This is a genomic window from Nakamurella sp. PAMC28650 (genome assembly GCF_014303395.1).
Taxonomy (GTDB): Bacteria; Actinomycetota; Actinomycetes; order Mycobacteriales; family Nakamurellaceae; genus Nakamurella.
Window position 1 is genome coordinate 976,144 of record NZ_CP060298.1, and the last position, 25,386, is coordinate 1,001,529.

The 25,386-nt window shown below is 68.0% G+C and carries 24 protein-coding genes and 2 pseudogenes; 10 read left to right on the forward strand and 16 right to left on the reverse strand.

What is annotated here, in order from left to right:
- Positions 1-12: 12 nt before the first annotated feature.
- From H7F38_RS04440 to H7F38_RS25460, 4 genes and pseudogenes are all read right to left on the reverse strand, one after another.
- Positions 13-540 carry an alpha/beta family hydrolase gene (locus H7F38_RS04440; RefSeq protein WP_222618441.1) on the reverse strand — a complete coding sequence of 176 codons (528 nt, stop codon included), beginning with the start codon at positions 538-540 and terminating at the stop codon, positions 13-15.
- A 147-nt stretch (positions 541-687) separates the two neighbouring features.
- Positions 688-1,275: a fasciclin domain-containing protein gene (locus H7F38_RS26465; RefSeq protein WP_187094476.1), complete on the reverse strand. Its 588-nt coding sequence runs from the start codon at positions 1,273-1,275 to the stop codon at positions 688-690.
- Between the two features lie 30 nt (positions 1,276-1,305).
- Positions 1,306-1,992 (reverse strand): annotated as a pseudogene (locus H7F38_RS26470) (fasciclin domain-containing protein); the annotation flags it as partial.
- 401 nt (positions 1,993-2,393) lie between these two features.
- Positions 2,394-2,801: a hypothetical protein gene (locus tag H7F38_RS25460; RefSeq protein WP_222618443.1), complete on the reverse strand. Its 408-nt coding sequence runs from the start codon at positions 2,799-2,801 to the stop codon at positions 2,394-2,396.
- Between H7F38_RS25460 and H7F38_RS04455 the strand changes: the two genes are divergently transcribed.
- Positions 2,770-3,495, forward strand: coding sequence for an N-acetylmuramoyl-L-alanine amidase (locus H7F38_RS04455; RefSeq protein ID WP_222618444.1), 726 nt, complete (start codon positions 2,770-2,772; stop codon positions 3,493-3,495). The two genes, H7F38_RS25460 and H7F38_RS04455, sit on opposite strands and share 32 nt — an antisense overlap.
- Before the next feature lie 98 nt (positions 3,496-3,593).
- Here the strand turns inward: H7F38_RS04455 and H7F38_RS04460 are convergent, their stop codons facing one another.
- The 5 genes from H7F38_RS04460 to H7F38_RS04480 all read right to left on the reverse strand — a co-directional run bounded on the left by H7F38_RS04460 (position 3,594) and on the right by H7F38_RS04480 (position 8,927).
- Positions 3,594-4,349, reverse strand: a complete 756-nt coding sequence (locus tag H7F38_RS04460) for a ferritin-like domain-containing protein (protein WP_187093041.1) — start codon at positions 4,347-4,349, stop codon at positions 3,594-3,596.
- 19 nt (positions 4,350-4,368) lie between these two features.
- Complete coding sequence (locus tag H7F38_RS04465) at positions 4,369-5,013, reverse strand: ferritin-like domain-containing protein (RefSeq protein WP_187093042.1); 645 nt, start codon at positions 5,011-5,013, stop codon at positions 4,369-4,371.
- 417 nt (positions 5,014-5,430) lie between these two features.
- On the reverse strand, positions 5,431-6,606 hold the full coding sequence (locus H7F38_RS04470; RefSeq protein WP_187093043.1) for a cytochrome P450: 1,176 nt from the start codon (positions 6,604-6,606) through the stop codon (positions 5,431-5,433).
- Positions 6,607-6,769: 163 nt separating this feature from the next.
- Positions 6,770-8,179: a cytochrome c biogenesis protein/redoxin gene (locus H7F38_RS04475; protein ID WP_187093044.1), complete on the reverse strand. Its 1,410-nt coding sequence runs from the start codon at positions 8,177-8,179 to the stop codon at positions 6,770-6,772.
- Between the two features lie 331 nt (positions 8,180-8,510).
- Entirely contained in the window at positions 8,511-8,927 is a 417-nt protein-coding gene (locus H7F38_RS04480) for a Fur family transcriptional regulator (RefSeq protein ID WP_255498238.1), read from the reverse strand.
- Positions 8,928-9,146: 219 nt separating this feature from the next.
- Between H7F38_RS04480 and H7F38_RS04485 the strand changes: the two genes are divergently transcribed.
- The 3 genes from H7F38_RS04485 to H7F38_RS04495 are packed head-to-tail and all read left to right on the forward strand — an operon-like array spanning position 9,147 to position 11,550.
- Positions 9,147-9,893, forward strand: a complete 747-nt coding sequence (locus H7F38_RS04485) for a DUF2020 domain-containing protein (protein WP_222618445.1) — start codon at positions 9,147-9,149, stop codon at positions 9,891-9,893.
- A gap of 45 nt (positions 9,894-9,938) precedes the next feature.
- Positions 9,939-10,469, forward strand: a complete 531-nt coding sequence (locus H7F38_RS04490) for a peptidylprolyl isomerase (protein WP_187093045.1) — start codon at positions 9,939-9,941, stop codon at positions 10,467-10,469.
- A gap of 37 nt (positions 10,470-10,506) precedes the next feature.
- On the forward strand, positions 10,507-11,550 hold the full coding sequence (locus H7F38_RS04495) for a rhomboid family intramembrane serine protease (RefSeq protein WP_222618446.1): 1,044 nt from the start codon (positions 10,507-10,509) through the stop codon (positions 11,548-11,550).
- A gap of 39 nt (positions 11,551-11,589) precedes the next feature.
- Here the strand turns inward: H7F38_RS04495 and H7F38_RS04500 are convergent, their stop codons facing one another.
- Both H7F38_RS04500 and crgA read right to left on the reverse strand, forming a co-directional pair.
- On the reverse strand, positions 11,590-12,015 hold the full coding sequence (locus H7F38_RS04500) for a PH domain-containing protein (protein WP_187093046.1): 426 nt from the start codon (positions 12,013-12,015) through the stop codon (positions 11,590-11,592).
- 159 nt (positions 12,016-12,174) lie between these two features.
- On the reverse strand, positions 12,175-12,462 hold the full coding sequence (crgA, locus tag H7F38_RS04505) for a cell division protein CrgA (protein ID WP_187093047.1): 288 nt from the start codon (positions 12,460-12,462) through the stop codon (positions 12,175-12,177).
- A 174-nt stretch (positions 12,463-12,636) separates the two neighbouring features.
- Between crgA and H7F38_RS04510 the strand changes: the two genes are divergently transcribed.
- The 3 genes from H7F38_RS04510 to H7F38_RS04520 are packed head-to-tail and all read left to right on the forward strand — an operon-like array spanning position 12,637 to position 14,540.
- On the forward strand, positions 12,637-13,410 hold the full coding sequence (locus H7F38_RS04510) for a DUF881 domain-containing protein (protein WP_255498239.1): 774 nt from the start codon (positions 12,637-12,639) through the stop codon (positions 13,408-13,410).
- On the forward strand, positions 13,407-14,381 hold the full coding sequence (locus H7F38_RS04515) for a class E sortase (protein WP_187093048.1): 975 nt from the start codon (positions 13,407-13,409) through the stop codon (positions 14,379-14,381). The genes H7F38_RS04510 and H7F38_RS04515 overlap by 4 nt, the downstream gene beginning before the upstream one ends.
- A 3-nt stretch (positions 14,382-14,384) precedes the next feature.
- Positions 14,385-14,540, forward strand: coding sequence for a hypothetical protein (locus H7F38_RS04520; RefSeq protein ID WP_187093049.1), 156 nt, complete (start codon positions 14,385-14,387; stop codon positions 14,538-14,540).
- 25 nt (positions 14,541-14,565) lie between these two features.
- On the opposite strand, the gene H7F38_RS04525 is transcribed toward H7F38_RS04520, so the two are convergent.
- Entirely contained in the window at positions 14,566-15,126 is a 561-nt protein-coding gene (locus H7F38_RS04525; protein ID WP_187093050.1) for a TetR/AcrR family transcriptional regulator, read from the reverse strand.
- Between the two features lie 373 nt (positions 15,127-15,499).
- Between H7F38_RS04525 and H7F38_RS04530 the strand changes: the two are divergent.
- From H7F38_RS04530 to H7F38_RS04540, 3 genes and pseudogenes are all read left to right on the forward strand, one after another.
- Positions 15,500-16,711: pseudogene (locus H7F38_RS04530) on the forward strand (ISAzo13 family transposase); the annotation flags it as partial.
- Positions 16,712-16,802: 91 nt separating this feature from the next.
- A complete protein-coding gene (locus tag H7F38_RS04535; protein ID WP_187093051.1) occupies positions 16,803-17,378 on the forward strand; it encodes a TetR/AcrR family transcriptional regulator in 576 nt (191 codons plus the stop codon).
- Positions 17,379-17,461: 83 nt separating this feature from the next.
- Entirely contained in the window at positions 17,462-18,106 is a 645-nt protein-coding gene (locus H7F38_RS04540; RefSeq protein WP_187093052.1) for an aminodeoxychorismate/anthranilate synthase component II, read from the forward strand.
- Between the two features lie 124 nt (positions 18,107-18,230).
- Here the strand turns inward: H7F38_RS04540 and H7F38_RS04545 are convergent, their stop codons facing one another.
- The 4 genes from H7F38_RS04545 to H7F38_RS04560 all read right to left on the reverse strand — a co-directional run bounded on the left by H7F38_RS04545 (position 18,231) and on the right by H7F38_RS04560 (position 25,379).
- Complete coding sequence (locus H7F38_RS04545; protein WP_187093053.1) at positions 18,231-19,892, reverse strand: S1C family serine protease; 1,662 nt, start codon at positions 19,890-19,892, stop codon at positions 18,231-18,233.
- Between the two features lie 101 nt (positions 19,893-19,993).
- Complete coding sequence (gene pknB, locus H7F38_RS04550; RefSeq protein ID WP_187093054.1) at positions 19,994-22,303, reverse strand: Stk1 family PASTA domain-containing Ser/Thr kinase; 2,310 nt, start codon at positions 22,301-22,303, stop codon at positions 19,994-19,996.
- Positions 22,304-22,483: 180 nt separating this feature from the next.
- Complete coding sequence (locus H7F38_RS04555; protein WP_187093055.1) at positions 22,484-23,731, reverse strand: serine/threonine-protein kinase; 1,248 nt, start codon at positions 23,729-23,731, stop codon at positions 22,484-22,486.
- A gap of 172 nt (positions 23,732-23,903) precedes the next feature.
- Positions 23,904-25,379 (reverse strand): penicillin-binding protein 2, encoded by a 1,476-nt coding sequence (locus H7F38_RS04560; protein ID WP_187093056.1) that lies wholly within the window; start codon positions 25,377-25,379, stop codon positions 23,904-23,906.
- Positions 25,380-25,386 lie beyond the last annotated feature (7 nt).

A 25,386-nucleotide genomic window follows, 5' to 3' on the forward strand; every position in this document is an offset into this window, starting at 1 on the left:
CGGCCACCTCTGTCACCTCTCGTCGTCGACACCCAGGGACACCAGCCAGCTCCGCACCGCCGCGGCGACGAGGGCATCCGCGCCGCGCGGGTCGTGAGCTCCCGGAACCCAGACCTGGGTGACCGGGCCGGGGATCCGCTGGATCTGTTCCGCGAACTCGGCCGGCGACCCGAACGGGTCCCTGTCCCCTGAAACGAAGAGCACGGGCACATCGATGCGCGGGAAGTGGTCCACCCGCAGCCTCTCGGGCTTTCCCGGTGGATGCAGCGGATAGCTCAACAGCACCAGGCCGGCCGCCGGGAGCCCCTGCGCTACTGCCATCGAGCACATCCGGCCCCCGTAGGAGCGTCCGCCCAGCACCAGTCGGCCGGGCGAAAGGCCGAGCTTTGCGGCGAGCCGATACGGAAAATCCATTCGCAGGCACGGAAGGGGCGCAACCTCGTCCTGCACGGCAACGAGGGTGTGGTGGTCCCGGGTCGCTCCGGCGCCCGGAGCGAGCAGCAGGGCTCCGGGGACGCCGTGCACCGGTGCGGGCTCCATCCGGACGACCATAGGGCCACTGGCCGTCAGCCGTGCGCGTCGGGGCCCGGAACGGCCGAAGGGCCCCGGCGGGAGGAGATCCGCCGGGGCCCTTCGGGTTGATTCAGGTGCTACGTGTGCAGGGTGGTGCAATGCGGTGGGACCGGATCACATGGCCGGGGGGGTCAGGACGGTGTCGATCAGGTAGACCGTGGCGTTCTTGGTCTTGACGTTGCCGCAGATGACGGTGGACGTGCCGTTGATCTTGATGTTGTTGCCGGTACCGGTGACGGTGACCGATCCGCCTTCGACGGTCTTGTGGGTGCCGTCGATCTTGCTGGCATCGAGCTGACCCGCGATCACGTGGTAGGTCAGGATCTTGGTGAGCAGCGCGCTGTCGGTGGTGAGGGTGGTCATGGTCTTCGAGTCGATCTTCTTGAAGGCCGAATCGACCGGTGCGAAGACGGTGAACTCACCGGAGTTGAGGGTGTTGACCAGGTTGACCTTGGCGTTCACCTTGCCGGAGACGGCCGCGACCAGGGTGGTCAGCAGCGGGTTGTTGCTGGCGGCGGTGGCGACCGGGTCGGCGGCCATGCCACCGACGGATCCGGCGCCGGCCGGGACGGCCTTGGCGTAGGCGGCGCAACCGCTGCCGACCAGGGCGGAGGCACCGGTCATGGTGGCGCCCGAGGTCATCGCGCCGGAGGTCATGGCACCGGACGTCATCGCGCCGGACGTCATCGCGCCGGAGGTCATGGCGCCCGCTGCGGCCGAGGCCAGCGACGGCGGGGTCAGGACGGTGTCGATCAGGTAGACCGTGGCGTTCTTGGTCTTGACGTTACCGCAGATGACCGCGCTGGTGCCGTTGATCTTGATGCTGTCGCCGGAACCGGTGACCGTGACGGACTCACCCTCGACGGTCTTGTGGCTGCCGATGACCTGGCTGGCGTTCAGCTGGCCCGGGATCACGTGGTACGTCAGGATCTTGGTGAGCAGAGCAGAGTCGCCGGAGATCGTGGTCATCATGCTCGCCGGGACCTTGGCGAACGCGGTGTCGACCGGGGCGAAGACGGTGAAATCGCCGCTGTTCAGCGTGTTGACCAGGTTGACCTTCGGGTTCACCTTGCCGGAGACGGCGGCGACCAGGGTCTTGAGCAGCGGGTTGTTGCTGGCGGCGGTGGCCACCGGGTCGGCGGCCATGCCACCGACGGATCCGGCACCCGACGGAACGGCCTTGGCGTAGGCGGCGCAGCCGCTGCCGACCAGTGCGGAGGCACCGGTGGCGCCACCGGAGGTCATCGCACCGGACGTCATGGCTCCGGAGGTCATCGGGCTCGAGCTCATGGCGCTGGAGGCCATGGCAGAGGAGGCGGACGAGCTGGCCGTGGCTGCCGTGCTGCTGGACCCGCAGGCCACCAGGGCCAGGGCCAGCCCGCCGGCTGCGGTGAGGACCGCGAGGCGCTTGATGATCATTGGAAATGCTCCTTCGACTTCGGATGGTGGACGGATGTCCATCTGGGTTGGTCGGGACGTTTGGCCGCGAGGCCGGGTTTCGGGCATGGAGATACCAACATCTGTACTGCTCGCATTCACCCGGTCTCGCCGGATCAACCACCGCGGAACTTCGTTCCTGGCCGGCCGGGAGATTCTCTCGGCTGACATCTCTGGTTCGGGGGCGTTTGCGGGTTGGATGGGTGCGTTTCTGACTGTTATTAGAACGAGACACAGCGCTTATCCCGATCAAACAGGCGACAAACCGGAATATCGGGACATCCGCTCGAGCCGTCGTGCCTGTTAGGAGATGGGCACTTCTGATGTCAGGGTGAGCAGATGGCTCCCCCTCTCAATCGACGAACGGCCCTGATCGCTGCCGGTCAGGGTATGGCGGTGCTGTTGCTGGCCGCCTGCGGCAAGACCACCGGCCAGGCCACCGGCACGCCGACCTCGTCGGCGACGACGACCGGGGCGGGGCGAACATCCCTGGCCACCGGCGGAACGAGTGCCCGGGTCACCGTTCCGGGTCTGGAACCGGTCGGGACGAGCGCTGCGAGGACTTCGTCGGCCACCTCGTCGATGGCCGGCAGCCGCATTCCGTTGACCCCGGTGACCAGCAGGCCCACCACGAGTACGACGCACGGCACCCATCCGGGCACCGCCCCGGGTACCACCACTCCTGCACACACGTCGACATCCGCCACGTCGACTCCCACCACGCAGCCGCCCACCAGAGTCGCTGCATCGACCACTCCCGTGACGTCCAGCAGTTCGTCCTCGTCGAGCACGTCCGCCCGGTCCAGCACCAGGCCGGTCTCGGGCCGCGGCCTGGCCGGCAAGGTCGTCACCATCGACCCGGGCCACAACGGCGCCAACGGCCAGCACCCGGAGATCATCAACCAGCTGGTCGACGGCGGCTACGGACAGCGAAACGTCTGCAACACCACCGGAACCCAGACCGACGCCGGTTATCCGGAGCACGAGTTCACCTGGAACGTGGCCACCTACCTCAGGCCGCTGCTGGAGGCGAAGGGCATCACCGTGGTGATGACCAGGTCCAGCGACACCGGGGTCGGGCCGTGCACGGACAAGCGGGCGGCCATCGAGAACGATGCCGGTGCCGACGCGGCCGTATCGATCCACGGTGACGGTGCTCCGCCGGAGGTCAGAGGATTCTACGTACTGACGGCGACCAGGCCTCCGGCGGGCGCCGCGATGGCGGCGGCTTCCCTACGACTGGCGTCGTGCCTGGCGACGGCGGCCGTCGCCGCAGGCTTCCCGGCGTCGAACACCCTTGGCAGCGGCGGACTCTGGAAGCGTGACGACCTGACCGGGCTCAACCGCTCGACCAGACCGAAGATCCTGATCGAGTGCGGGAACATGCGCAACGCGACGGAGGCGGCGATCATGTCCTCGACCGATGGCCAGCAGTGGTACGCGCAGGCGCTCGCCCAAGGGATCTTCGCCTTCCTCCAGGGTTGAGGTCGACGGGGAAACGAAACCGCTCCGCGGCGGGAGATTTGATCCCCCGCCGCGGAGCGACGTGTGATGCGGTGGAGCCACAACCAGAGCGACAGGACCTACTCGGCCGACTCCGGTGCGCGGTGCTTGGCCGCGTAGACGGCCGCACCGGCGGCACCCAGGAGGGCAGCCCCGCCCAGTGCGAACAGCCCGGAGTTGTCGTCCTTGGAGGCCGAGCCACCACCGGTGTTGGCGGCGCCGGTCGGGGTGTTTCCGGGGGTCATCTGGACGATGAACGGAGCCACACCGGCAAGAACGGTCGCCTTGGCGATACCGGTCTCGAACGCACCCATGTAGACGCCACCCTCGGGCTTGAGCCCGAGCAGGTTGCCGACGACGGCGGCATGCCGTGCCTCGACACCGAAGATTCCGGCAGCAGCCTGCAGGACAGCCTTGTCCTTGATGTAGCCGGCGGCGCCGAGATAGGCACCGACGCCGACGTTCTCGAAGGTGTGGCTGGTCGTCAGGTAGCTGGTCCGGCTGGCGAACGCCGCACCGAAGTTGACCCCGGGAGCCGCGACCGGCGTGCCACCGAGCTGCTTGATGGTGGCCGTGATGGCGGTGACGTGGTAGGCCTCGTCAGCGGCAATCTTGTCCAGGTACGCCTTCTCGGTGCCGGACAGCAGGTTCGCTGCCTGGCCCTGCGTGTAGAACGCCGACTCCAGGTACTCGAGGGTGAGTGCGTAGTTCAGGACATCGATGTCGCTGGCGAAATCTGCCGCCGACGCCAGAGCCCAACGGTTGTTGAGGGCCGCAAGTGCGAGTGGGGCCGGGACGGACGCCATTTCCCCGCGAACGAATTCACTTCTTGACATGTTTTCTTCCTCCTCTGGGTCAGCTGAGTAGCGGCTTGACGGCGGCGAGCACCGTGGCCATGGTGACGTGTTCCTCGATGTGGTGCGGGAACGGGTCCCCGCCAATGAGGCTGGCGATGATTGCTGCGTGGCGGGACTCGACACCGGCGATGGAGGCTGCCGCACCGAGGATGTCGCCGCTCTGGATCAACGGGACCTGGCCGTGGTAGGCCGTGACACCCAGCTCCTCGAAGACGTGGGCGGTGCCGAGGAAGGAGCTCATGCTGGCGAACGTGCCGGCCGGGTACGTGATCTTCGGCTTGGTGACCGGCGTGCTGCCCAGCGACTTGATCGTGGAGGTCAGCGCGGTGACGTGCGCCTTCTCGTGATCGGCGATCGGGGCGATCAGGTCGAGGGTACGACCGGTCAGGAATCCCTTGGCCACACCGGTCGCGTAGAAGTCGGCCTCGAGGTATTCGAGCGTCAACGCGTAGTTCAGGATGTCGAGGTCACCTTTGGCGACGGCCGCGACATTGGCTGCTGCGTACGGAGCACTGAAGACGCCGCCTGCCACCAAACTCGCACCGACACCTACCAATCCTGCGTACTTCAGGAAGCTCCGGCGGTTCGTCTCGGTGGCGAACTGCAACACCGGCTTTCCGTCGAAGAGCTGTGGATCTCCCATCGGTCGTTCCTTTCACTGGTTCTCGGGTGGATGCATTTCCGCAACAACACTGCGTTCACGACTTCCCAACTGGGATTTTCGTGTCACCGAATTCGCGGATACTGCGTCGTGCGCAGTCGGTCAATCACCGATGTGTCTCCTTCTGGGGTTGCCGAAGGGAGCTACGAGAGTGGATCGAGGGTCCTTGCGCCGACTGGAGCTATCCGGCTGGCGACAGCAGGACTTGCAGGGGCGGGTCTAGGTCGGCAACCCGGGATTGCCGGGCTGCATTCTGTGCTCCGCTGGTCCACATGTAGGCGATTCGCCACAGACTCGGCGACGGATTGCGGGATTGCAACGGAATCCGCATGTTCACCCGTTCGGACCTAAAGATTGCTCTCAGTAAACGGAACGAGCCTCCAACGTGCGCAGTCGGGCCTACCAGGCCACCGGGAGGTTCTGGACGCCGTGCACGAGCGAGTAGTCGTGGAAGGTGATTTCGTCCGACGGAATACCCAGCCGGAGCTGGGGGAACCGGCGGAACAACGCCGGATAGGCGATTCGCAGTTCCATCCTGGCCAGTTCTGCTCCCACGCATCGGTGCACCCCGTACCCGAATGCCAGGTGCGGCGACATGTGCGCCGGGTCGAATGACTGCATGTAATCACCGAGAGCCGGGTCCCGGTTCGCGCCGGACAGAGAGCACAGCACCATCTCGCCGCCCTTGATCTGATGGCCCCCGAGCTCCATGTCCTGCTTCGCGAAACGGGGAAAGGCCAGTTGCACCACCGTCAGGTACCGCAGCATCTCCTCGACGGCCGGAGCGATGGCCTGGTCGTCGGTGCGGATCTGCTCGACCGTCTCCGGGCTCTGCAGCAGCAGGATGGCGCCGAGGGCCAGCATGCTGGCCGTCGTCTCGTGGCCACCGATCAACAGCCCGTCGGCGAGGCCCGCGAGTTCCTGGTCGGTGATCTCGTCGCCGTGTTCGCGGATCAACATGCCGAGGAGGCCGTCGCCGGGGTGCGAGCGCTGGGCGGCCACGAGCTCGCTCATGTACTCCAGCGACTCGGTGATCGCGTCCAGGCCCGTACCGGCCCCACCGAAGATGTCGAACCGCGACCCGCTGAGCCGCTGGAAGTCCGCACGATCCGGGTAGGGCACGTCCAGCAGCTCGCAGATCACCAGGGACGGGATGGGCATCGCGAAGGTCTCGACCAGGTCGACGGGTGATCCGGTCGCGGCCATCACGTCCAACTGCTGCTCCACGATCTCGGCGATCCGCGGGAGGAGCCTGGACAACCGGCGCACGGTGAACTCCGGCGTCAGGGCCTTGCGGAGCCGGGTGTGCTTGGGCGGGTCGCTGAAGCCGAGCCCGCCCGGATCCTGCTCGGCGGTCGCCTGGCCACCGGTGCTGGCCACCACGTTGCTGTAGTCGTTGCTGAAGGCCCTGGTGTCGCCGATCACGGCGCGGACGTCGTCGTAACCGGTCACCAGCCAGGCCGAGATCCCGAACGGGAACTCGAGTCTGCTCACCGGTTCGTCCCGCTGGCGCAGGGCCAGACCGGCGACCGGATCCAGTCCCTCACGCATCAACGGCATGAACGCCTCGGTCATCTGGTCTCCTTCGTCGACGAGCAGAGGGGGCCGGCTGCACCATGGCGAAGTCGCATGGACAGCACCACCGCTGCGAGAAGAGAGGCAGGCTCGGCGGGGATCATCGGTTGCAGTCTATGGGGCGCAGTCCCGACCGCCGGCCGGGCCCACCCGACGGCCGGGCTCACCCGACGGGGACCGCCGGGTCGATGGGTGCTGGGAGCGCCACGGCGGGGTTCGCCGCCCTGAGCAACTGGCGGATCAACCGCTCGCTGTCGGTGTAGCCACCCTCACCGTCCACCACGTGCCGGACGGTCCCCTGGGCGTCGAGGAGATACTGGGCCGGCCAGTAGGCGTTGTTGTAGTTGCGCCAGGTCGCACTGGTGTTGTCCAGTGCCACCGGGTAGGTGATCCCGTCACTCCGGACGGCGTCCTGCACGTTGCCGAGGTCGTGTTCGTAGGAGAACTCCGGCGTGTGGACCGCGATGATCTCCAGACCGCTGGAGTGGTAGGCGCGGTACCAGGCCTTGAGGTAGGGCAGGGTCCGCTGGCAGTTGATGCAGGAGAAGGTCCAGAAGTTCACCAGCACGACCTTCCCGAGCAGGCGCGACAGGGCGATCGGTTGATCCTGCGGAGTGTTGAGCCACGATTGGATTCCGATGATGGCCGGCGCTGTCCCGCAGTTCGCCAGCGTGCGGGCGTGCGAGACGCAGGTCGTGACGGGGCCGGTCGCGACCTGCGCCACCTCTGCGGGTGGTGCCGGTGTTGGTGCTGCCGGTGTGGGGTTTTTTACCTCTGTTGGGCTCGGCGCCTGCTGGTTCAGGCCCGCGAGTGCGGCTCGTGCGGCCGGGCCGTCCTCGACCCGGGCCTGGAGGGCCTGGGTGTACCCCGGCACCGCCCGTTGGAGACCGTCCGTCAGGTTGAAGGTCAGCGCGAGGGCGAGCAGAACCATCACCGTGCCCCCGCCGATCCGAAAGGCTTTGCTGCGCCGTCGGTATGCCGAGAGGCGGCGCGAGATTCCGCCCCCGGCCATGGCGAAGGCGAAGAGCGGGACGGCCACGCCCACTGCGAATGCCACCGTCAGGACGGCGACCCCTCCGGTGACGTGTCCGCCCGTACCCGCAATGCTGATCGCGGCCAGCACCGGTCCTGCGCACGGGACGTAGAGCGTGCCGACCCCGAGGCCCAGGACGAAGCCGTTGCCGCCGGGACGTCCACGACCGTCAAGGGAACCGCCCCGCCCGAACACCTGCGGCAGCCGCTGGAAAGGGCGCTGCAGCAACCGCTCCAGGGGCGGGAACAGCAAGCCGGCCCCGACCAGGACGAGGACGACAAGGCCCGCCCAGCGCAGGAAATCCTGCGGAAGGCCGATGAACGACAACAGCGTCGATCCGAGCAGGGTGAACACCGAGAAGCTGATGACGAGTCCCAGGATGATCGCCGCCGGCCGGCGCAGCCGTTCCGATCTGCTGGAGGTGGTCGACGCCTGGCCGGTCCCTCCCGCGAAGAAGATGACCGGCAGCACGGGCAGGACGCAGGGCGAGACCCCCGCGATCAGACCGGCAAGAAGGCCGATCGCGATCAACACCGGCATGGGAAGGCTCCTGTCCAGCTCTTGGGCTGCTCCACGTGAGTTTCACGTCGACCCGCTGGGGCGGAGCGCATCTCAGTGTGATTCGCCGCGGCCGCTGGTGGCGATCAGAATTCCTTACCGGGTGCTTACGGCGATGCGGCCGGCCGGGTCTGCGTGCCTGGCCGGGTCTGCGGGACCGGCCGGGTCTGCGGGACCGGCCGGGTCTGCGGGACCGGCCGGGTCTGCATGGATGAAAGTGATGACTCCTGTCCCACCGGCCCCAAAACGTCAACCTTCATCCATGCGTGAGAAGTTGATCCACGCCCGGGAAGTTGATCCATGCCAAAGGGGGTCAGCGCTTGGCGGCACAGGAGGCGCAGAGACCGAAGAGCTCGACCTGGTGATCGAGTTCGACGTACCCGTACTGCTCGGCGACCGCGCGCGCCCATTTTTCGACTCCGGGTGCGGCGACCTCCTGGGTCAGGCCGCACGACCGGCAGACCAGGTGGTGGTGGTGCGCGGGCTGCGCACACTGGCGGTAGAGGACCTCGCCGGTCTCGTTGCGCACCGCGTCCAGGTCACCCGTCCCGGCCATCTCCTGCAGCGCGCGGTAGACCGTGGCCAGCCCGACGGTGGACCCGGACGCCCGCAGCGCGGCATGCAGATCCTGGGCGGAGAGGAATTCGTCGGTACCGGCCAGCACCGAGGTGATGACGGCGCGCTGCGAGGTGTTCCGGCGCTGCGTCACCACCACGGGGAGCTCCCTCACCAAGACTGTCCTCACCCACTACGCCTCACCCGCCACGGCAGGTGCCGGCCGGACGGTCGATCCTGAGGCGATCCTACCGGCCGTCTACCGCTGGTGAGGGTGACCTCAGCCCCGGACCCTCCACACCACGAGTTCATGGGGTCCGGACTAACGTCCCGATGTATCAGCAGGTCGGTCGGGACGGGGTGTGCAGTGGGCCGTGCAGTCACGGGATCTCGTGTGGCGGCCGCCCTCGCCGCCCTGCTCGGGTTGCTGCTGACCGGGTGCACCTCGGGCTCCGCCTTGGTCACGGCGGCACCCCTGGTCACGGCGGCGCCTCCGGTCACCAGCCAGGCCCCCGCACCCAGCAGCAGCATCCCCGCACCGGTGAGCAGGGCGTCCACCCCGGCCCCCACCCCCAGTCGAGCCCCTGCCCCGGGCAGCACCGTCAGGACCACCGTCACGCGGACGAGGCCCGGGCCGACGATCACGGTCAGCGTCGGCCCCCCGAAGGCGACCTCGGAACCGGCGGCAGCGCCCGGCGAATGCCCCTACCTGAGCGCGGACGTCGTCTCCGTCATCACCGGTCAGCACCACGGCCCGACCCGGCTGATCGCCGTGACCCCGCATCCGACGTGCGTGTTCTACCGCTCCGACGGCGGCCTGATCGGCAGCGTCCGGGTCGTCCTGGCCGGAAATCCGGAGGCTGCCGCCGCCGCGGTCGACCAGCACGTACCGGTGGGCGGCTCCCAGCCGGCCACCCAACCGTCGGGTTGGGTCGGCGGCTCGATGTCGACACCCGGTCAGATGACGCAGGATTCCACCGGGAGATCGGTCTACGCGGTGTCCAAGGGCAACATCGCAGTCGTGGTGGAAGAGGAGGAGAGCCCGTCGATCAAGGCCAGGGTGATGGCCGTCTGCGCGATCTACGGGCTCCGATTGGAGACCGGGGCGGCTCCGGACTACTGCAGCAGCGTCCAGGGCTGAGTTGTGGTGAGCAGCGGTGTCGGGCGTCCGTGGCAGGATGGAGGGGTGAGTAACCTCTACGCAACCCTGCATACCAACCGTGGTGACATTCGCATCCAGCTGCTGCCGGACGCCGCCCCCAAGACCGTGGCCAACTTCGTCGGTCTGGCCGATGGCACCGGCAAGTACAGCGGCAAGAATGCCGCCGGCACCGACAGTGGGCCCTTCTACGATTCGGCAGTCTTCCACCGGGTCATCGAGGGCTTCATGATCCAGGGCGGGGACCCGACCGGCACCGGCCGCGGCGGCCCCGGCTACACCTTCGGCGACGAGTTCCACTCGGGCCTCGGATTCAACAAGCCCTACCTGCTGGCCATGGCCAACGCCGGTCCGGGCACCAACGGCTCGCAGTTCTTCATCACCCTGGGCAAGACGCCGCACCTGAACAACAAGCACACCATCTTCGGCGAGGTCGCCGACGCCGAATCCCGCGCCATCGTCGATGCCATCGGTGGCACCGCCACCGACCGTTTCGACCGCCCGTCGGACGACGTCGTGATCAACTCGATCACCGTCGAGGGCAAGGAAGAGGCCTGACCGACCGGTCAGCGGCGACAGGCGAATCGATGAGCTCATGACGACCCCGCCGCCGCCGGCCGGACAGGAACCTCCGGCGGGATCCCCCTATCCGGGTCAGTACGGGTACCCGCACCCCGGCCCGCCGGTCCAGTACGGCCAGCCGATCCAGTACGGCCAGCCGATCCAGTACGGCCAGCCGATCCAGTACGGCCCGCCGGCGGTGGTCGAGGCGTGTGCATTCCACCGCGACCGCCAGACGGCCCTGCACTGCACGCGCTGCGGGCGCCCGGCCTGCCCGGAATGCCTGACGCAGGCCAGTGTCGGCTTCCAGTGCCGGGCCTGCGTCGCCGAGGGCCGGGCTGCTCAGCGGGCGCCGCTCGGCGTCACCGGCGCGCGCATCGGTCAGCAGCCGATCGTGACCTTCACGCTGATCGGGATCAACGTCCTGGTCTTCCTGATCACCGCAGTCCAGGCGAGGTCCGGCACCGATCTGACCCCCTCGGCGGTCTATCGCGACGGTCTGCTGGCGCCGACCCTGGTGGCCTCCGGCCAGTTCTGGCGCCTGCTGACCGGCGGGTTCCTGCACGCCTCGGTGGTGCACATCGCCCTCAACATGCTCTCGCTCTACTTTCTCGGCCTGCCGATGGAACGCATCCTGGGCCGCGCCAGATTCCTGGTCGTCTACCTCCTGGCGCTGCTCGGCGGGTCGGCCGCCGTCATGCTGTTCGCCGGCGAGCTGACGCCCACCATCGGTGCCTCCGGTGCGATCTTCGGCCTGATGGGCGGGCTGGTGGTGGTCTTCAAGCGGTTCCGGTACGACATGAAACAACTGCTGTTCGTGTTGGCGATCAACCTGTACCTGAGCTTCCAGCTGTCCGGGATCTCCTGGCAGGGTCACCTCGGCGGTCTGGTCGTCGGCGCCGCCATCACGGCGGCGATGGTCTACCCGGCGCAGGCCATCCGCCGGAGGGTGCAGATCGGCGCGGCGGTCGGTCTGCTCGTGCTGATCGTCGTGGTGATCCTGCTGCGGGACACCCAGATCGCCGTCCGGTGCACCGAATTGACCCAGACCGACTTCCTCGGCTGCAGCGGGGGTTGAGGGCCGACCCCCTTCCCGCGGCCGGCTGCAGGCAGAGCGTCAGGCCTGGCCCGGTCGCCACCACTGACGTAGTTGGGCGGCGACGTCCACCGGATCGGTTCCCAGCTCGGTCTTGCCGAGCACCAGCAGTCCGTCGTCGTCCAGGTCCAGTTCGAGCGAGGTGGACGCCAACCCCCGGCGTCGTCGACTGGGCGCCGAGATCGCCGCGATCTGATGCCACGCAATGGCTCTGGCGCCCGCTGGTCCGCGCACGGTGAGCCCATCGGGACCGGCCGTCAGGCGCTGCCGCATGGTCAGCAGGAGGGCCGCGGAGATGGCGGTCAGGCAGACGCCCGCACCGGCGACGAGCCGGTCCTCCGGCGAACCGGCGATGACCACCCAGATCGCGAAGGCCGCGCAGAGCAGTCCGGCCACAGCGGGGACCAGTGGCCGCACACCCCAGGTCCGCCGCAGGTCATCCGTCATGTCGCGTCTGTCCACACGGGGTTGTCCACACGAGGTTGTCCACACGAGTTGTCCACAGTGGGGATGAATCACAAGCGTGTTGTTCGATGGCCGTCAGGGGTGTGGCAGGTTGCGCTCCGGTGAACGGAACGCAACCGACCGGTGGGGCATCCACCCAGGTCAGCGCCACTTCATGGTCATCAGCAGGCCCGCGATCATCAGGGCGAACCCGACTCCGAAGTTCCAGTTGCCGATCGAGTTCATGAAGCCGATCTGGGAACCCCAGAGGTAGAAGACGACCAGCCAGAGCAGACCGAGCACCATCAGCCCGAGCATGATGCCGATGTAGACGGGCCCGGACGGGCCGGCCACCTTCACCCTGGTGGTGGTGTAGGAGTTCGAGTTCGCCTGCGCCGACGAACTGGCCGCGGTCACCGCGACCTTCTTGCGGACCTTGGACTTGGGCACGTCATTCCTCGCTGCTCTTGGTGTGCTGTGGTTGTCACGGTGTTGCCGCTGGTGGGCAGGCCTGCAACATCGGGTCACCGGGACCGTACATCCCTGCGCCTAGCGTACGTTGTCAGCGCCGTTCCGCCGGCACCACACGGAACGACCGAAGCACAGGCAGGGAGGGGTGTGGGCGTGACGGACGACCCGGGGCGGGCGCTGATCCGCACGAAATCTACGTCGGACCGTCGCCGGCAGATCTGGCGGGCGGCGTCGGTGGTCATCGCCCTGGTGGCCGGGGTGTTGCTGGGGACGGCGCGGTCCTACTCCCACGGGCAGGACATCCGGAACCGCTCGATCGATCTTTCGGCCCTGGTCCAGGGGGCCGGCAAGCGGGTGGTGACGGCGCAGTCGCGGGCCGCCGGACTCCAGCAGGACATCGATGCGCTGGCCGGCTCCGACCTCTCGCCCCAGGTAGCGAAGGCTCGGCAGGAAGCGGACGCCCTGTCGGCCGCCGCCGGGTTGACCGCCGTCAGGGGACCGGCGTTACGGGTGTCTCTCTCGGACGCGCAGAGGGATTCCGACGGCAACTACCCGGCCGGCGTCAATCCCGACGACCTCGTCGTCCACCAGCAGGATGTGCAGTCGGTGGTCAACGCGATGTGGGCCGGCGGCGCCGAGGCGATGATGATCATGGATCAGCGGGTCGTCACCACCTCGGCCGTGCGATGCATCGGCAACACGCTCCTGCTGCAGGGCCGGACCTACTCTCCGCCGTTCGTGATCACCGCGATCGGCGACCCGAACCGGATGTCCAGATCGCTCGACGCCGAGCCGGGCGTCGCACTGTTCCAGACGTACGTGCAGCACTACCAACTCGGTTTCGAGATCGATCCGGTGAAAGACGTGACGCTGCCGGCCTACGCGGGACTCATCCGCCTGACGGCCGCACACCAGGAGAAGAAATGAGCGACGCCCGACCGCCGGGGCCAACCGGGCGACATCACCAGAGCGACGGCGCCTCCGCACCGGTCCGGCTGACACCGCGACCGCCGCGCGACCGCGTGCGGACCGTGGCGCGAGGGGTCGGACAGACGCTGATCACGGCCGGCGTCGTGGTGCTGCTGTTCGTGGTCTACGAGGTGTACGTGACGGACCTCTTCGGGCACCAGAAGCAGCAGCGGGCCACCTCGGCGATGGAGCAGCAGTGGGATCGCACCGGTGCCGCGCCCACGCCGACCGCCGCCAGCTCTGCAGCGGCGGGCAGCAGCAGCGCCGCCGCCCGCACCACCGAGGTCGTGACGGTGGCCGACCCGGCCAAGCTGGTCGTCGACCCGGCCGCCCGCAAGCGGAACTACCAGACCCTCGACGGCCAGGGTTTCGCGCGCATCTACGTGCCCAGCTTCGGCTCGGACTACGCCTTCACGATCATCGAGGGCACGTCGACCAACGATCTCTACACCGGCCCCGGCCACTACACCGACACCCAGTACCCGGGCGAGCAGGGCAACTTCGCGGTGGCCGGACACCGGGTGTCGAAAGGTTCGCCGTTCAACGAGCTCGGCCTGCTGAACGCCTGCGACGCCGTGGTGATAGAGACGCAGAGCGACTGGTTCGTCTACCGCGTGCTACCGATGCAGGGCGATCTGGCGACCTGGTCGAGGACCGCCCACGCCCACTGCGCCGGGGTGGCCCCGCAGACGGGGGCCTACGCCGGGATCTTCGGAAGGGAGATCACCGTGCCGTCCGACTACGCCCAGGTCCTGCCGGTGCCGCACGTGGAGTCCACGACGGTCCCCACGGGTGCCGAGCGGCTGGTCACCCTGACCACCTGCCATCCGCAGTTCTCCGACACCCAGCGGATGATCATCCACGGGGTACTGGTGAAGAGCTACCGGAAGGCGACCGGATTCCTGCCGCCCGAACTGAACGAGAGCTGAGAGATGTACGCCTGGATCTGGCGGCACCTGCCGGGGCCCGTGGCGGTCAAGATGCTCGGGTCGCTGGTGCTCTTCCTGGCCGTCGTCGCGCTGCTGTTCTTCGTCATCTTCCCGTGGCTCGAGCCCTACCTGCCGTTCGATCGCGTCACCACGGGCTGAGGGCTGCGAACACCCCGGACCCTCATCACGCCGAGGGCACGTTCGCCATTTCACGGCCGGCCATTTCACGACGGGCCAGGGCTTCGTCGACGATGGATGCGATGAATTCGTCGGTGACGGGTCTGCGGAGCATGAGCATCTGCAGCATGATCGGGCCGACGATCAAGGCGTAGTCGTCCTCCGACAGCAGTCCCCACCCCGATCGCAACGAACGCATCCGCTCGTCGACCATCGCCCGGAGGGTCTCGGCGCTTCCCCGATCGGTGGTCGCGTGTGACATCAGCAGGGCGGCGGCACTGGCAATGGCCGGTGAGTTCACGTAGTCCCGGGCGTCCTCGAGGAACGCACGGAGATGGGCCTCCGGCGTGGTCCCGACCGGCAGCGGATGCCCTTCGATACTGCTGGCGAACAGCACATCGGCGATGAGCTGCTCCCGCGTGGCCCAGTGCCGGTAGAGGGTCTGGCGGGCCACCCGGGCGGCCTTGCCGACACTGGAGAAGGTGACGCTGTCCGCGCCCTGCTCGTCCAACAGGATTCGGGCGGAATTCAGAACATGTTCTCTGGTCCGTTCGACACGTGGATCCATCGCGACCACCTCAGATCTTTCTGCCGCATCGTGGCGCTTGTGCAACAATGTGTCATTTATGAAACGTATCGAATCGAGTACATCTCAATGCGCTGAACCCTTCTCCACGATGGCCTTGTGGTGTTTCGAGTGCTCACGAGACTATGCAGAGCATGATTGGGACCCCTGCTATATGAATAGCACACTGGTGACAGTCAAAGTCCGCACCATCTATCGAACAGGTTCAGTGATGGGCCTCCTCCGCCGACCACTCCGGGGCGCGGGAACGGACCCGTTCGGGGGAGGGCGAACAGGTGCGTCCGTCGCGACTCGACCTAAGGACGTGCCGGGTAATTACGTAGGTTTGACTGGTTCTTTTCGCTAGAATTGTGCTATGCCCCTACCCACCACCGATGTGGAAGTCCTCACGTCACGGTTGTTGCTGATCAGACCCCATCTGGATGAGCGGGCCTGGCGGTTGTTGCTCGGCTCGGAAGCCAAGGCGCTGGGCCGGGGCGGGATCAAAGTGGTCGCCGGGGCGATCGGTGCGCACCCGGACACCGTGGCCCAAGGAGTCCGCGAATTGGACTACCCCGACCAGATCCCGGGCCGGGTCCGGCGCCCCGGCGCCGGCCGGCCCAGCGCGGCGGTGACCGACCCCACCCTGTGGGAAGCGTTGGATGCCCTGGTGGATCCGGTGACCCGCGGCGATCCGATGTCGATGCTGCGGTGGACAACGAAATCGACGTCGAAACTAGCCGCCACGCTGACCACCAACGGCCACCCGGTGTCGGCATCCACAGTGGGAAACTTGTTGAAGGCCAACGGATACAGCCTGCAAGCCAACGTCAAGACCCTCGAGGGCAACCAACACCCCGACCGCGACGCCCAGTTCAACTATCTCAACGATCAGGCCACCGCGTTCAGCGCCGCCGGTGAACCGGTCATCAGCGTCGACACCAAGAAAAAGGAGCTGATCGGGAATTTCAGCATCGGCGGCAAGGAATGGGAACCCCAGGGTGAACCCACCCGGACCAGCGTCCACGACTTCATGGACAAAACCCTGGGCAAGGTCGCCCCGTACGGGGTGTACGACATCGCCGCGAACACCGGATGGATCAACGTCGGCACCGACGCCGACACCGGGCAGTTCGCCGTGGAATCCATCCGCCGATGGTGGAACACTGTGGGCACCAACACTTATCCAAGCGCAACAAGGTTGATGATCACCGCTGATTCCGGCGGGTCCAACGGCTCCCGGCTACGGTTGTGGAAAACCGAACTCGCCGCGCTGGCCACCGAAACCGGACTGGCGATCACCGTGTGCCACCTTCCGCCGGGCACCTCGAAATGGAACAAGATCGAGCATCGCCTCTTCTCCGCGATCAGCCGTAGCTGGCGGGCCCGACCCCTGACCTCCCACGAAGTCGTCATCGAAACCATCAAAGCCACAACCACCACCACCGGGCTCAGCGTCCACGCCGAACTGGACCTGGGCATCTACGAGAGGGGAATCAAGATCAGCGACCGCCAGATCAAAGAACTTGAAAGCAGCCAGCTACACCGCCATGACTTCCACGGCGACTGGAACTACAGCCTGCACCCCGCGACACGCCCGGACACACCCAAATAATTCGCGGGCGGGCCCTAAGGTGGAACCAGGCGAGGGACGAGACAGCACATCGGGGGGCGAGGTAGTGACCGATCCGCGAACGGATCGGACCCGTCAGCACGTGCTGTCCTGCACCGCCCGGTTGCTGGCCCGCGAAGGGGCGGATTCCGTCACGTTCAGCCGGGTGAGCCAGGAATCGCGGGTGGCCCGCAGCACGCTCTACCGGCACTGGCGATCCAGGGACGATCTGCTCTGCACGGCGTCCCTCCCCGGGTTCTCACCAGAACTGCTGAACGGGCAGCTGGGAATGCGACGGTTCCTGCTGAACTACCTCCTGCAGACCGGGGCAGGTCTGACGGCACCGGGCGCGCAGGCCGCGTTCGTCAATGCGCTGCACACCGCGCAGACCAACGACGTCCTGCGTCAGAATCTTCGCCTGGTGGCGGAGTCCTTCCGGCGCATCCTGGAGAGCCGTCTGGGTCCCATGGACAGCTGGGACCACGCACGGATCATCGGACCGGTGTTCTTCCAGTCGGTGGTGATGGGCGAGCAGGCCGACGGCCCCACGCTCGATCGCTGGGTGCGGGACATCCTGGCGATGCCACGCCATGGTGGGGTCCACGACGAGGACCCGGACCTGCGTCCGACCGGCACCGAGTGAACACCCCGGCCCACCGGCCGGTCCGCACACCGGCCCTCCCACCGGGGGTCGGTTCCGGGGTGCCCGTCTGGGAACATGGTCCGGTGACCCGCATCCTCGTGGTGGACAACTACGACTCCTTCGTCTTCAACCTCGTGCAGTACCTCCAGCAGCTCGGCGCCGAGTGCATCGTGCGGCGCAACGACGAGGTTGCCACCGAGGAGGTCGACGGGCTCGGCGTCGACGGGATACTGCTCTCCCCCGGTCCCGGTGTGCCCGCCGCGGCCGGCGTCTCCGAGGCGATGGTGCGGTGGGCGGCCGGCCGGTTCCCTTTGCTGGGCGTGTGTCTGGGACATCAGGCCATCGCAGAAGTGTTCGGTGGGGTGGTCGACCGCGCGGGCGAGCTGCTGCACGGCCGCACCTCCACCGTGCTGCACGACGGCCGCGGCGTACTGGCCGGGCTGCCGCAGCCGTTCACCGCGACGCGTTACCACTCGCTGGCCGTCGTCGACGGGACGGTGCCCGACGAGCTCGAGGTGACGGCCCGCACCGAGGGTGGCGTCATCATGGGGCTGCGGCACCGGGAGTTCCCCGTCGAGGGGGTGCAGTTCCATCCTGAGTCGGTGCTGACCCAGGGTGGCCACCGGATGCTCGCGAACTGGCTCGCGCTCTGCGGTGACGCCGAGGCCGGCGCCCTGGTCCCCGCGCTCGAGGACGAGGTCGAGCGGCTGCGCCTGATGGCCGGCTGACGTCCGGCCGGCCGGCCGAATGACCGCCCCCGGAACGGCATCGGGCCCGGACAGTCTCTGGGACTGTCCGGGCCCGCCTCGCTGTTGTTACCGGGTTCTGGTTACTGCCGGCTACCCGCCGGGATCACTTGGAGACTGCTGATCCGAGGGTGACCGTGGTCGTCATCGTGGTGGTGCCGCGCAGGTAGGTGACCGGTACCTTGCCGCCCGGGGTGGCCGACCGGATCGTCGCGATCAGCGCATCGGCGGAACCGATGATGTTGGTGCCGATCTTGGTGACCACGTCGTTGGCCTGCAGACCGGCTCCGGCCGCGGCCCCGCCACTGGTCACGCTGGCGATCTTGGCGCCGACGCTCAGCCCGGCCTGGGCTGCCGCCTGGGCATTCGCCGAGTTGGGATCCGGTGCATCGCCGACGGAGGCGCCCAGCACCGCATGGGTGGCGTGACCGGTGTTGATGATCTCCTGGGCGATCCGGTGGGCCTGGTCGATCGGGATGGCGAAGCCCACGCCGATGGATCCCGACTGCGAGCTGGAACTGCTGCTGGACAGCGAGGCGATCGCCGAGTTGATACCGATGACGGCGCCGTTCATGTCCACCAGCGCGCCACCGGAGTTGCCCGGGTTGATGGCCGCGTCGGTCTGGATGGCGTTGAGGACAGTGTCCTGCGCCGGGGTGGAACTCTGTCCCTGCGTCTGGCTCTGCGTCTGCGTCTGCTCGGCGGCGGTGCGCACCGGACGGTTCAGGGCCGACACGATGCCGGACGTCACGGTCGCGGAGAGTCCGAGCGGCGAGCCGACGGCGACCACCTGCTCGCCGACCTTCACGTTCGCCGAGGATCCGATGGTCGCGACGGTGAGGCCGGAGACGCCAGTGACCTTGATGACGGCCAGGTCGTCGGTGGCGTCCGCCCCGACGACCTTCGCCGCTGCGGTGGTGCCGTTGTTGAACTTCACCGTCAGGTCGGTGGCCCCGGCGATGACGTGGTTGTTCGTCAGGATCAGACCGTCGGAGGTCAGGATCACGCCGGAACCCTCGGCCTCCTGCGAGGTGGAGATCGACAGGATCGAGACGACGGACGGCAGCAGTTTGGCCGCGACGGACTCGACGCTGCCGGCCACTACGGGCTGGGTGTCGGAGACGACCGGGGAGGAGGTCTGCTGGCTGAGGGAGCTGTCGGCGGTCGAGGTGGAGCGGTTCAGGCCCGCGCCGATCGCGCCGCCACCGATGCCGACGACGAACGCCAGCACGACGGCCCCCGTCACGATCAGGCCGGTCCGCCGCTTCTTCTGCGGCGGCAGGCCGGACGTGGTGATCGTGCCCGTCGACCCGGGCGGGAGCGCGCCCGCTCCACCCGGCGCCGCGGCGTACCCGAGGGCCGCCGGCGTGCCGTAGCCGGCGTACCGCGGTTCCGAGTACTGGCCGTACTGGTCCTGGGCACGGTACTGGCCGGTGCCGTAGCCACCGGCGGTGCCGGAGGGGTAGATCGCCGTCGACGACGGGTTGGACCACGCATCGGCGGCGAGGGCGCCGCTGGGCCGTGGCTGCCAGACGGGCGCGACGGGCTGCAGCGGACCGGTGTCCAGATGGTCGCTGCTCGCGGCGTTGTCGGTGGACACGTCGGCCGAGTGGTCGGCGGGGTTGTCGGTCGGGTTGTGGGTCGAGTTCTCGTAGGAGCCCTCGCCCGAGTGGGCCGCCGGCGACGAGCCGACGTCAGGCCCCTGCTGCGCGTCCGCCGGGTGGGCTCCGTTGCTGTCCTGGTTCCTGGGGAAGTCCTCGCTGCTCATGGGATCTACGTTCGACCCCGCACGTGTGGAACATCTGAGTGCGGCTTGGACTGCCCGGGTGAATGCCTGTCAAGGCCCTGTGAAGTCAGGGGTGCGTCGAGTCAGGGCGTGCGTCGGGTGGGACTGGTCGGCGTCGTCGGGGCGGCGGTGCTCGACGAAGGTGACGTGGCCGCCGTCGTGGGGGTCGGGGTAGGTGTGGGTGTGGGCTTCGGTGGGTCGCCGTTGATCGTGATGGTGAACGCAGTGTCGAACGGGACCGGGTCGCCTGCGTTCACACCGGACAGGGACGCGAAGGTGTGCGGAACGTGGGGGGGCTGAGCCGGGTTGATGATGTTCAGGGTGTAGTTGGTGAACCCGGCCGCAGTGAGCTGATTCTGGATCTCGGCCTGTGTCGTGACGTCCGGCGTGAAGCTGGGTACCGGAATGCTCTGCTTCTCGTAGACCACCAGGGTGACCCCGACGGTCTTGTTCACGGTCAGATTCGCGGCCGGTGTCTGCGCCGGCACCTGGGTGGGCTGCTGGTTGGCGCCGGGCACTCCGGCGGTCCCGCTCGCGATCAACCCGACAAGGGTGATGTCCTTGGTCGGCGAGGTGCGTTGGTTGATCGTGTTGACGTCGCCCTTCCAGCCCAGCGCGTTCAACTGGGCGACTGCGGCCTGGAGGGGCAGGTTCGACAGGGGGGGCATCACGAACAAGGCGTTGTTGGAGACGTTGATGACCAGCGTGGTCCCGGTCTGCACCCGCCCGCCGGCCAGGGCACCCGTGAAGCTGAGCACCTGGTCCTTCGGGGCCGTCCCGTCGATGCTGGTCTTGCTGGCCTTGAGGCCCAGCTTGCCCAGCTCGGCCGCCGCCTGGTCGTAGGACTTACCCACCAGATCGCTGGGCACCGTCTGGTAGGACGGTCCACTGCCGACCACGACGTCCACGGTGCTGCCAGGTTTCGCCGAGGTGTTCGTCGGGGGCTTCTGGGAGATGACGGTGTCCTTCTGCGCGTCCGACGACAGTTGTTTGGTCGGGGTCCCCATCTGGAGGCCCAGCTTGTTGAGCTGCGCCTTGGCGTCGGTGACATTCATGCCGTTCAGGTTCGGAACGGTCACCTGCGAGATCCCGGTGCTGATCACCAGGCTGACCGACTTGCCCTTGTCGATGGGGGTCCCGCCGCTCGGGTTCTGGCTGACCACGCTGCCGCTGGGCACCGTGTCGGAGGCCAGAGGACTCTCGACCCCGAGGATCAGGCCGACGCCGGTGATCGCCTTCTCGGCGGCGGCCCTGGTCTGGCCCTGCACCTGCGGGACCGGTACCTGCGGGATGGCGGTGCTCGACCTGGTGAGCTTCATCGTCAGGAAGATGGCGCCGGCGAGAAGGGCAAGGCACAGCACCCCGATCCCGACGTAGCCCCAGACCTTCTTGGCGCGGTCGGGCTCCTCGTCCTCCCAGATGTCGTCCGCCATCGGGCGTCGCGGCGGAGCCAGCAGTGATGGGCCGGGCATGACCGCGAGGCCGACGCGCTCCGGAGTCGCACGCATCAGAGTCGTGCGCTCCTCGTCGCTCATCACCGGGGTGGCGTGCACGGCTTGGCCGGACAGTGCCCTGACCAGGTCGGACCGCATCTCGGCCGCCGTCTGGTAGCGGTTCAACGGATTCTTGTTGAGCGCCTTGAGAACGATCGAATCGAGTTCCTTCGGCAGTCCGGGCTTGACCTCGCTCGGAGCCTTCGGTTCTTCGCGGACATGCTGGTAGGCGACCGCGACGGGGGAATCCCCGGTGAACGGCGGGGCGCCGACCAGCAGTTCGAACAGCACACAACCCGTGGCGTAGACGTCGGACCGGGCGTCGACCGCCTCGCCGCGGGCCTGTTCCGGCGAGAGGTACTGGGCGGTGCCGATGACGGCCGCGGTGGCCGTCATGGTGGCCTGGCCGTCGGCGACCGCCCTGGCGATGCCGAAGTCCATCACCTTGACGGCACCGGCTCTGGTCAGCATCACGTTCGCGGGCTTGATGTCGCGGTGCACGATGCCGTGCCGGTGGGAGAAGTCCAGGGCCGCGCAGACGTCGGCGACGATCTCCATCGCCCGCTTGGGGGCGAGCGAGCCCTCTCGCTTGAGCAGATCGCGCAGGGTCTCCCCGTCGACGTACTCCATCACGATGTAGGGGATGGTGCTGGCCTCGCCCTGGGTCTCGCCGGTGTCGTAGACGGCCACGATCGCCGGGTGGTTCAGGGAGGCGGCGTTCTGCGCCTCCCGGCGGAAACGGGTCTGGAAGGACGGGTCGCGCGCCAGATCGGCCCGGAGCACCTTGATCGCCACGTCGCGGCCGAGGCGCAGGTCGCGTCCCCGGTGCACCTCCGACATGCCGCCGAAGCCGAGGGTGTCGCCGACCTGGTAGCGGTCGCCGAACAGATGTCCCGTCATCGCCGTCCTTCATCTTCGTCTCGTCGGCATCCCGTCACCGGGCCGCCTGGCGTCGTGCGGATCGGATCCGCGCTGCAGCAGAAATCCGCTGTGCAGCGCTCTGCCCCTACCTGCATCATCCCATCCGGGCGTGAGGCGGGCGTGCAAGCCGCCGGTCGGCGACGGCACGGATCACCGACATCACGACGCGCCAACGTCGCCGAAGTTGCCTGCCGATGCACTGTGAAGCCCGCCACCCGGCCAGGAGGTGGTGCGGCTGGAACCAGGCGTGCCCGCGTTCGTCAGGACGATCGCACCGGCGATCCCGACGATCAGCAGCACCAGGACCGCGATCAGCACGGCGAGCCCGGTCCGGCGGTTGACCGGCGGCGGGTAGTGCGCCTGGGTCCGATCGGCGGCGAACACCGGGACCGACGAACGCACCGGCGGCGCGTAGGACGGCGCGGCCTGGGACGGCGCGCCCTGGGACGGCGAGGCGTAGGACCGTCGGGCGACGGCTTCGGTCGCCGGGCTCCGGCCCGCGACGGCTGAGCCACCCCCGACAGGGAACGATCCGGTGATGGGTCCGGGTGCGGGGAAGCCGGGCCGGACGCCGCCGCGGACCACGCCGACGGCTCTGGCCACCGATCCGCCGTCGGGGAACCGTCGTGCCGGGTCCTTGGCGAGCATCCGCATGACGAGCGCCGCCACCGGCGGCGGGATGTCCGGCGGCAGCGGCGGTGGTTCGTCACGCACGTGCGCCATCGCGACCGCGATCGGGTTCTCGCCGTTGAACGGACGGGTACCGGCCAGGCTCTCGTAGGCGACCACACCGAGGGCGTAGACGTCGGAGGGCGGGAACGACTCGTTGCCGGCGGCCTGCTCGGGGGAGAGGTACTGCGCGGTGCCCATCACCATCCCGCCCCGCGTCACCGGGACCTGATGGGCAACCTTGGCGATGCCGAAGTCGGTGATCTTGACCTGGCCCGTCGGAGTGATCAATATGTTGCCCGGCTTGACGTCCCGGTGCACCAGGGCCCGGGCGTGCGCCACCTGCAGGGCCCGGCCGGACTGCTCTATGACGTCCAGGACACGCGGCACCGACAGCCGCGGAGTGCGGGCCAGTACGGCCGAGAGTGGTTCGCCGGTCACGAGTTCCATCACCAGGTAGGCCGTGTCACGCGGGCCGCCGGCGATGCTGGCGACCTCTCCGTAGTCGTAGACCGCCGCGATCCCGGAGTGGTTGAGCGAGGCGGTGATCCTGGCCTCCGCCCGGAACCGGTCGACGAATTCCGGGTCGCTGGTGAGCTCGGACTTCAGGATCTTCACGGCGACGTGCCGGGCCAGCCGGGTGTCGTCGGCGGCCCAGACCTCACCCATCCCCCCGACCGCGATCCGGTGCGTCAGCCGGTAGCGGTCGGACAGCAGGAGCCCCGGGGTCAGCGCCATGACCGCCCCGATCCCGGTGTGGGCCGGGTCGGGCTGACCAGGGTAGGGCTGGACAGGGTCGGGCGTGGATCAACTTCGCAGGCATGGATCAACTTGGTGGATTTGGGACTGAAGTGACAGGAGTCATCACTTTCGCCCATGCCGGGGAAGTTGATCCACGCCAACGGCCGGTTCACTGGCTGGTCAGGGCGGCGCTGATGACGGCCCGCCCGATCGGCCCCGCGACAGCCCCACCGGTCGCCTTGAGCCCGAGGTCACCGCCGTTCTCGACGAGGACGGCCACCGCGACCTGTGGGTTGTTCGCGGGCGCGAAGGCCACGTACCAGCAGTCGGGCGGGGTGTTCTTGGGGTCCGTACCGTGCTCGGCGGTCCCGGTCTTCGAGGCGATGACGACGCCCTGGAACGGGTTCGCGCCCGAGGTGTCCTTCTCCGACTGGATCATCATGTCGCGGACCTGGTCGGCGACGGCCGTCGGCATCGACTGGTTGACCATGGTCGGCGAGGTCTGGTTGATCAGCGAGAAGTCCGGTTTCGTGGTCTTGTCGACCAGGTACGGCGCCATCCGCTTCCCGTGATTGGCGATGGTGGCCGCGATCACCGCATCCTGCATCGGGGTGAAGGCGACGTCGCGCTGGCCGATGCTGCTCTGACCGACCGCGGCACCGTCGATCATCGCGCCGACCCGCGACCCGACCACCGGGATGCCGACGTTGAACCCGGCCGGATCGACACCGAGCGCCGCGGCCTGGGCCTTCAGCGGGTCGGCACCGAGCGCGATCCCGACGGTCGCGAATGCGGTGTTGCACGAGTGGGCCAATGCTTCGGTGAGGGTGACGTCGGCACCGCCGCCGGTCCCGCAGGTCTCGTTGTCGAAGTTCGACAGCGTGGCCCCGCCGCCCGGCAGCGTCATCTTCGACACCCCCGGCACGCTGGAGGTCGGGGTGTAGCCGTTCTGCAACGCTGCCCCAGAGACGATCAGCTTGAACGTCGAGCCGGGCGGGTAGACGGCAGCGGTGGCCCGGTTCAGGCGGACCGAGGGTATCGAGGAGTTGATCCGCTTCGACTCGGCCTTCTGCACCGCCTGCAAGTGGCTGGCCAGCGGCGTCGGGTCGTAGGACGGGGAGGTGGCCAGCGCGAGGATGGCCCCCGTGCTCGGCGCGATCGCGACCACGGCCCCGACGTAGTTCTTGTCCTTGAGTCCGTTGTAAGCGGCCTGTTGGACGGCGTCCACGATGCTCAGCTGCACGTTGCCGCCCTGGGGGGCGCGGCCGGTGAGCAGGTCCGAGAACCGGTTGCCGATCAGGGTGTCGTCCGATCCGGAGAGGATCGAACTCTGCGACTGCTCGATGCCGGTCGCTCCGTAGAGGGAGGAGAAGTAGCCGGTGACGGCGCCGTAGGTCGCGCCGAGCGGGTACTTGCGCTGGTACTTGAAGTTGTCGTTGCTGGGTACCGACTGGGCCAGCACGGTGCCCTTGGCCGTCGTGATCTGGCCGCGGGGCTGGGTGTACTCCGCCTGGGCGGTCCGCGGATTGTTCGGATCGGCCCGGTAGGCAGACGCCTTCACCACCTGGATGTAGGTGATGTTGGCCAGCAGCAGCACGACCAGAACGGTGATGGCGGTACCGACCCGGCGCAGGGGTCTCTTCACGACGCAG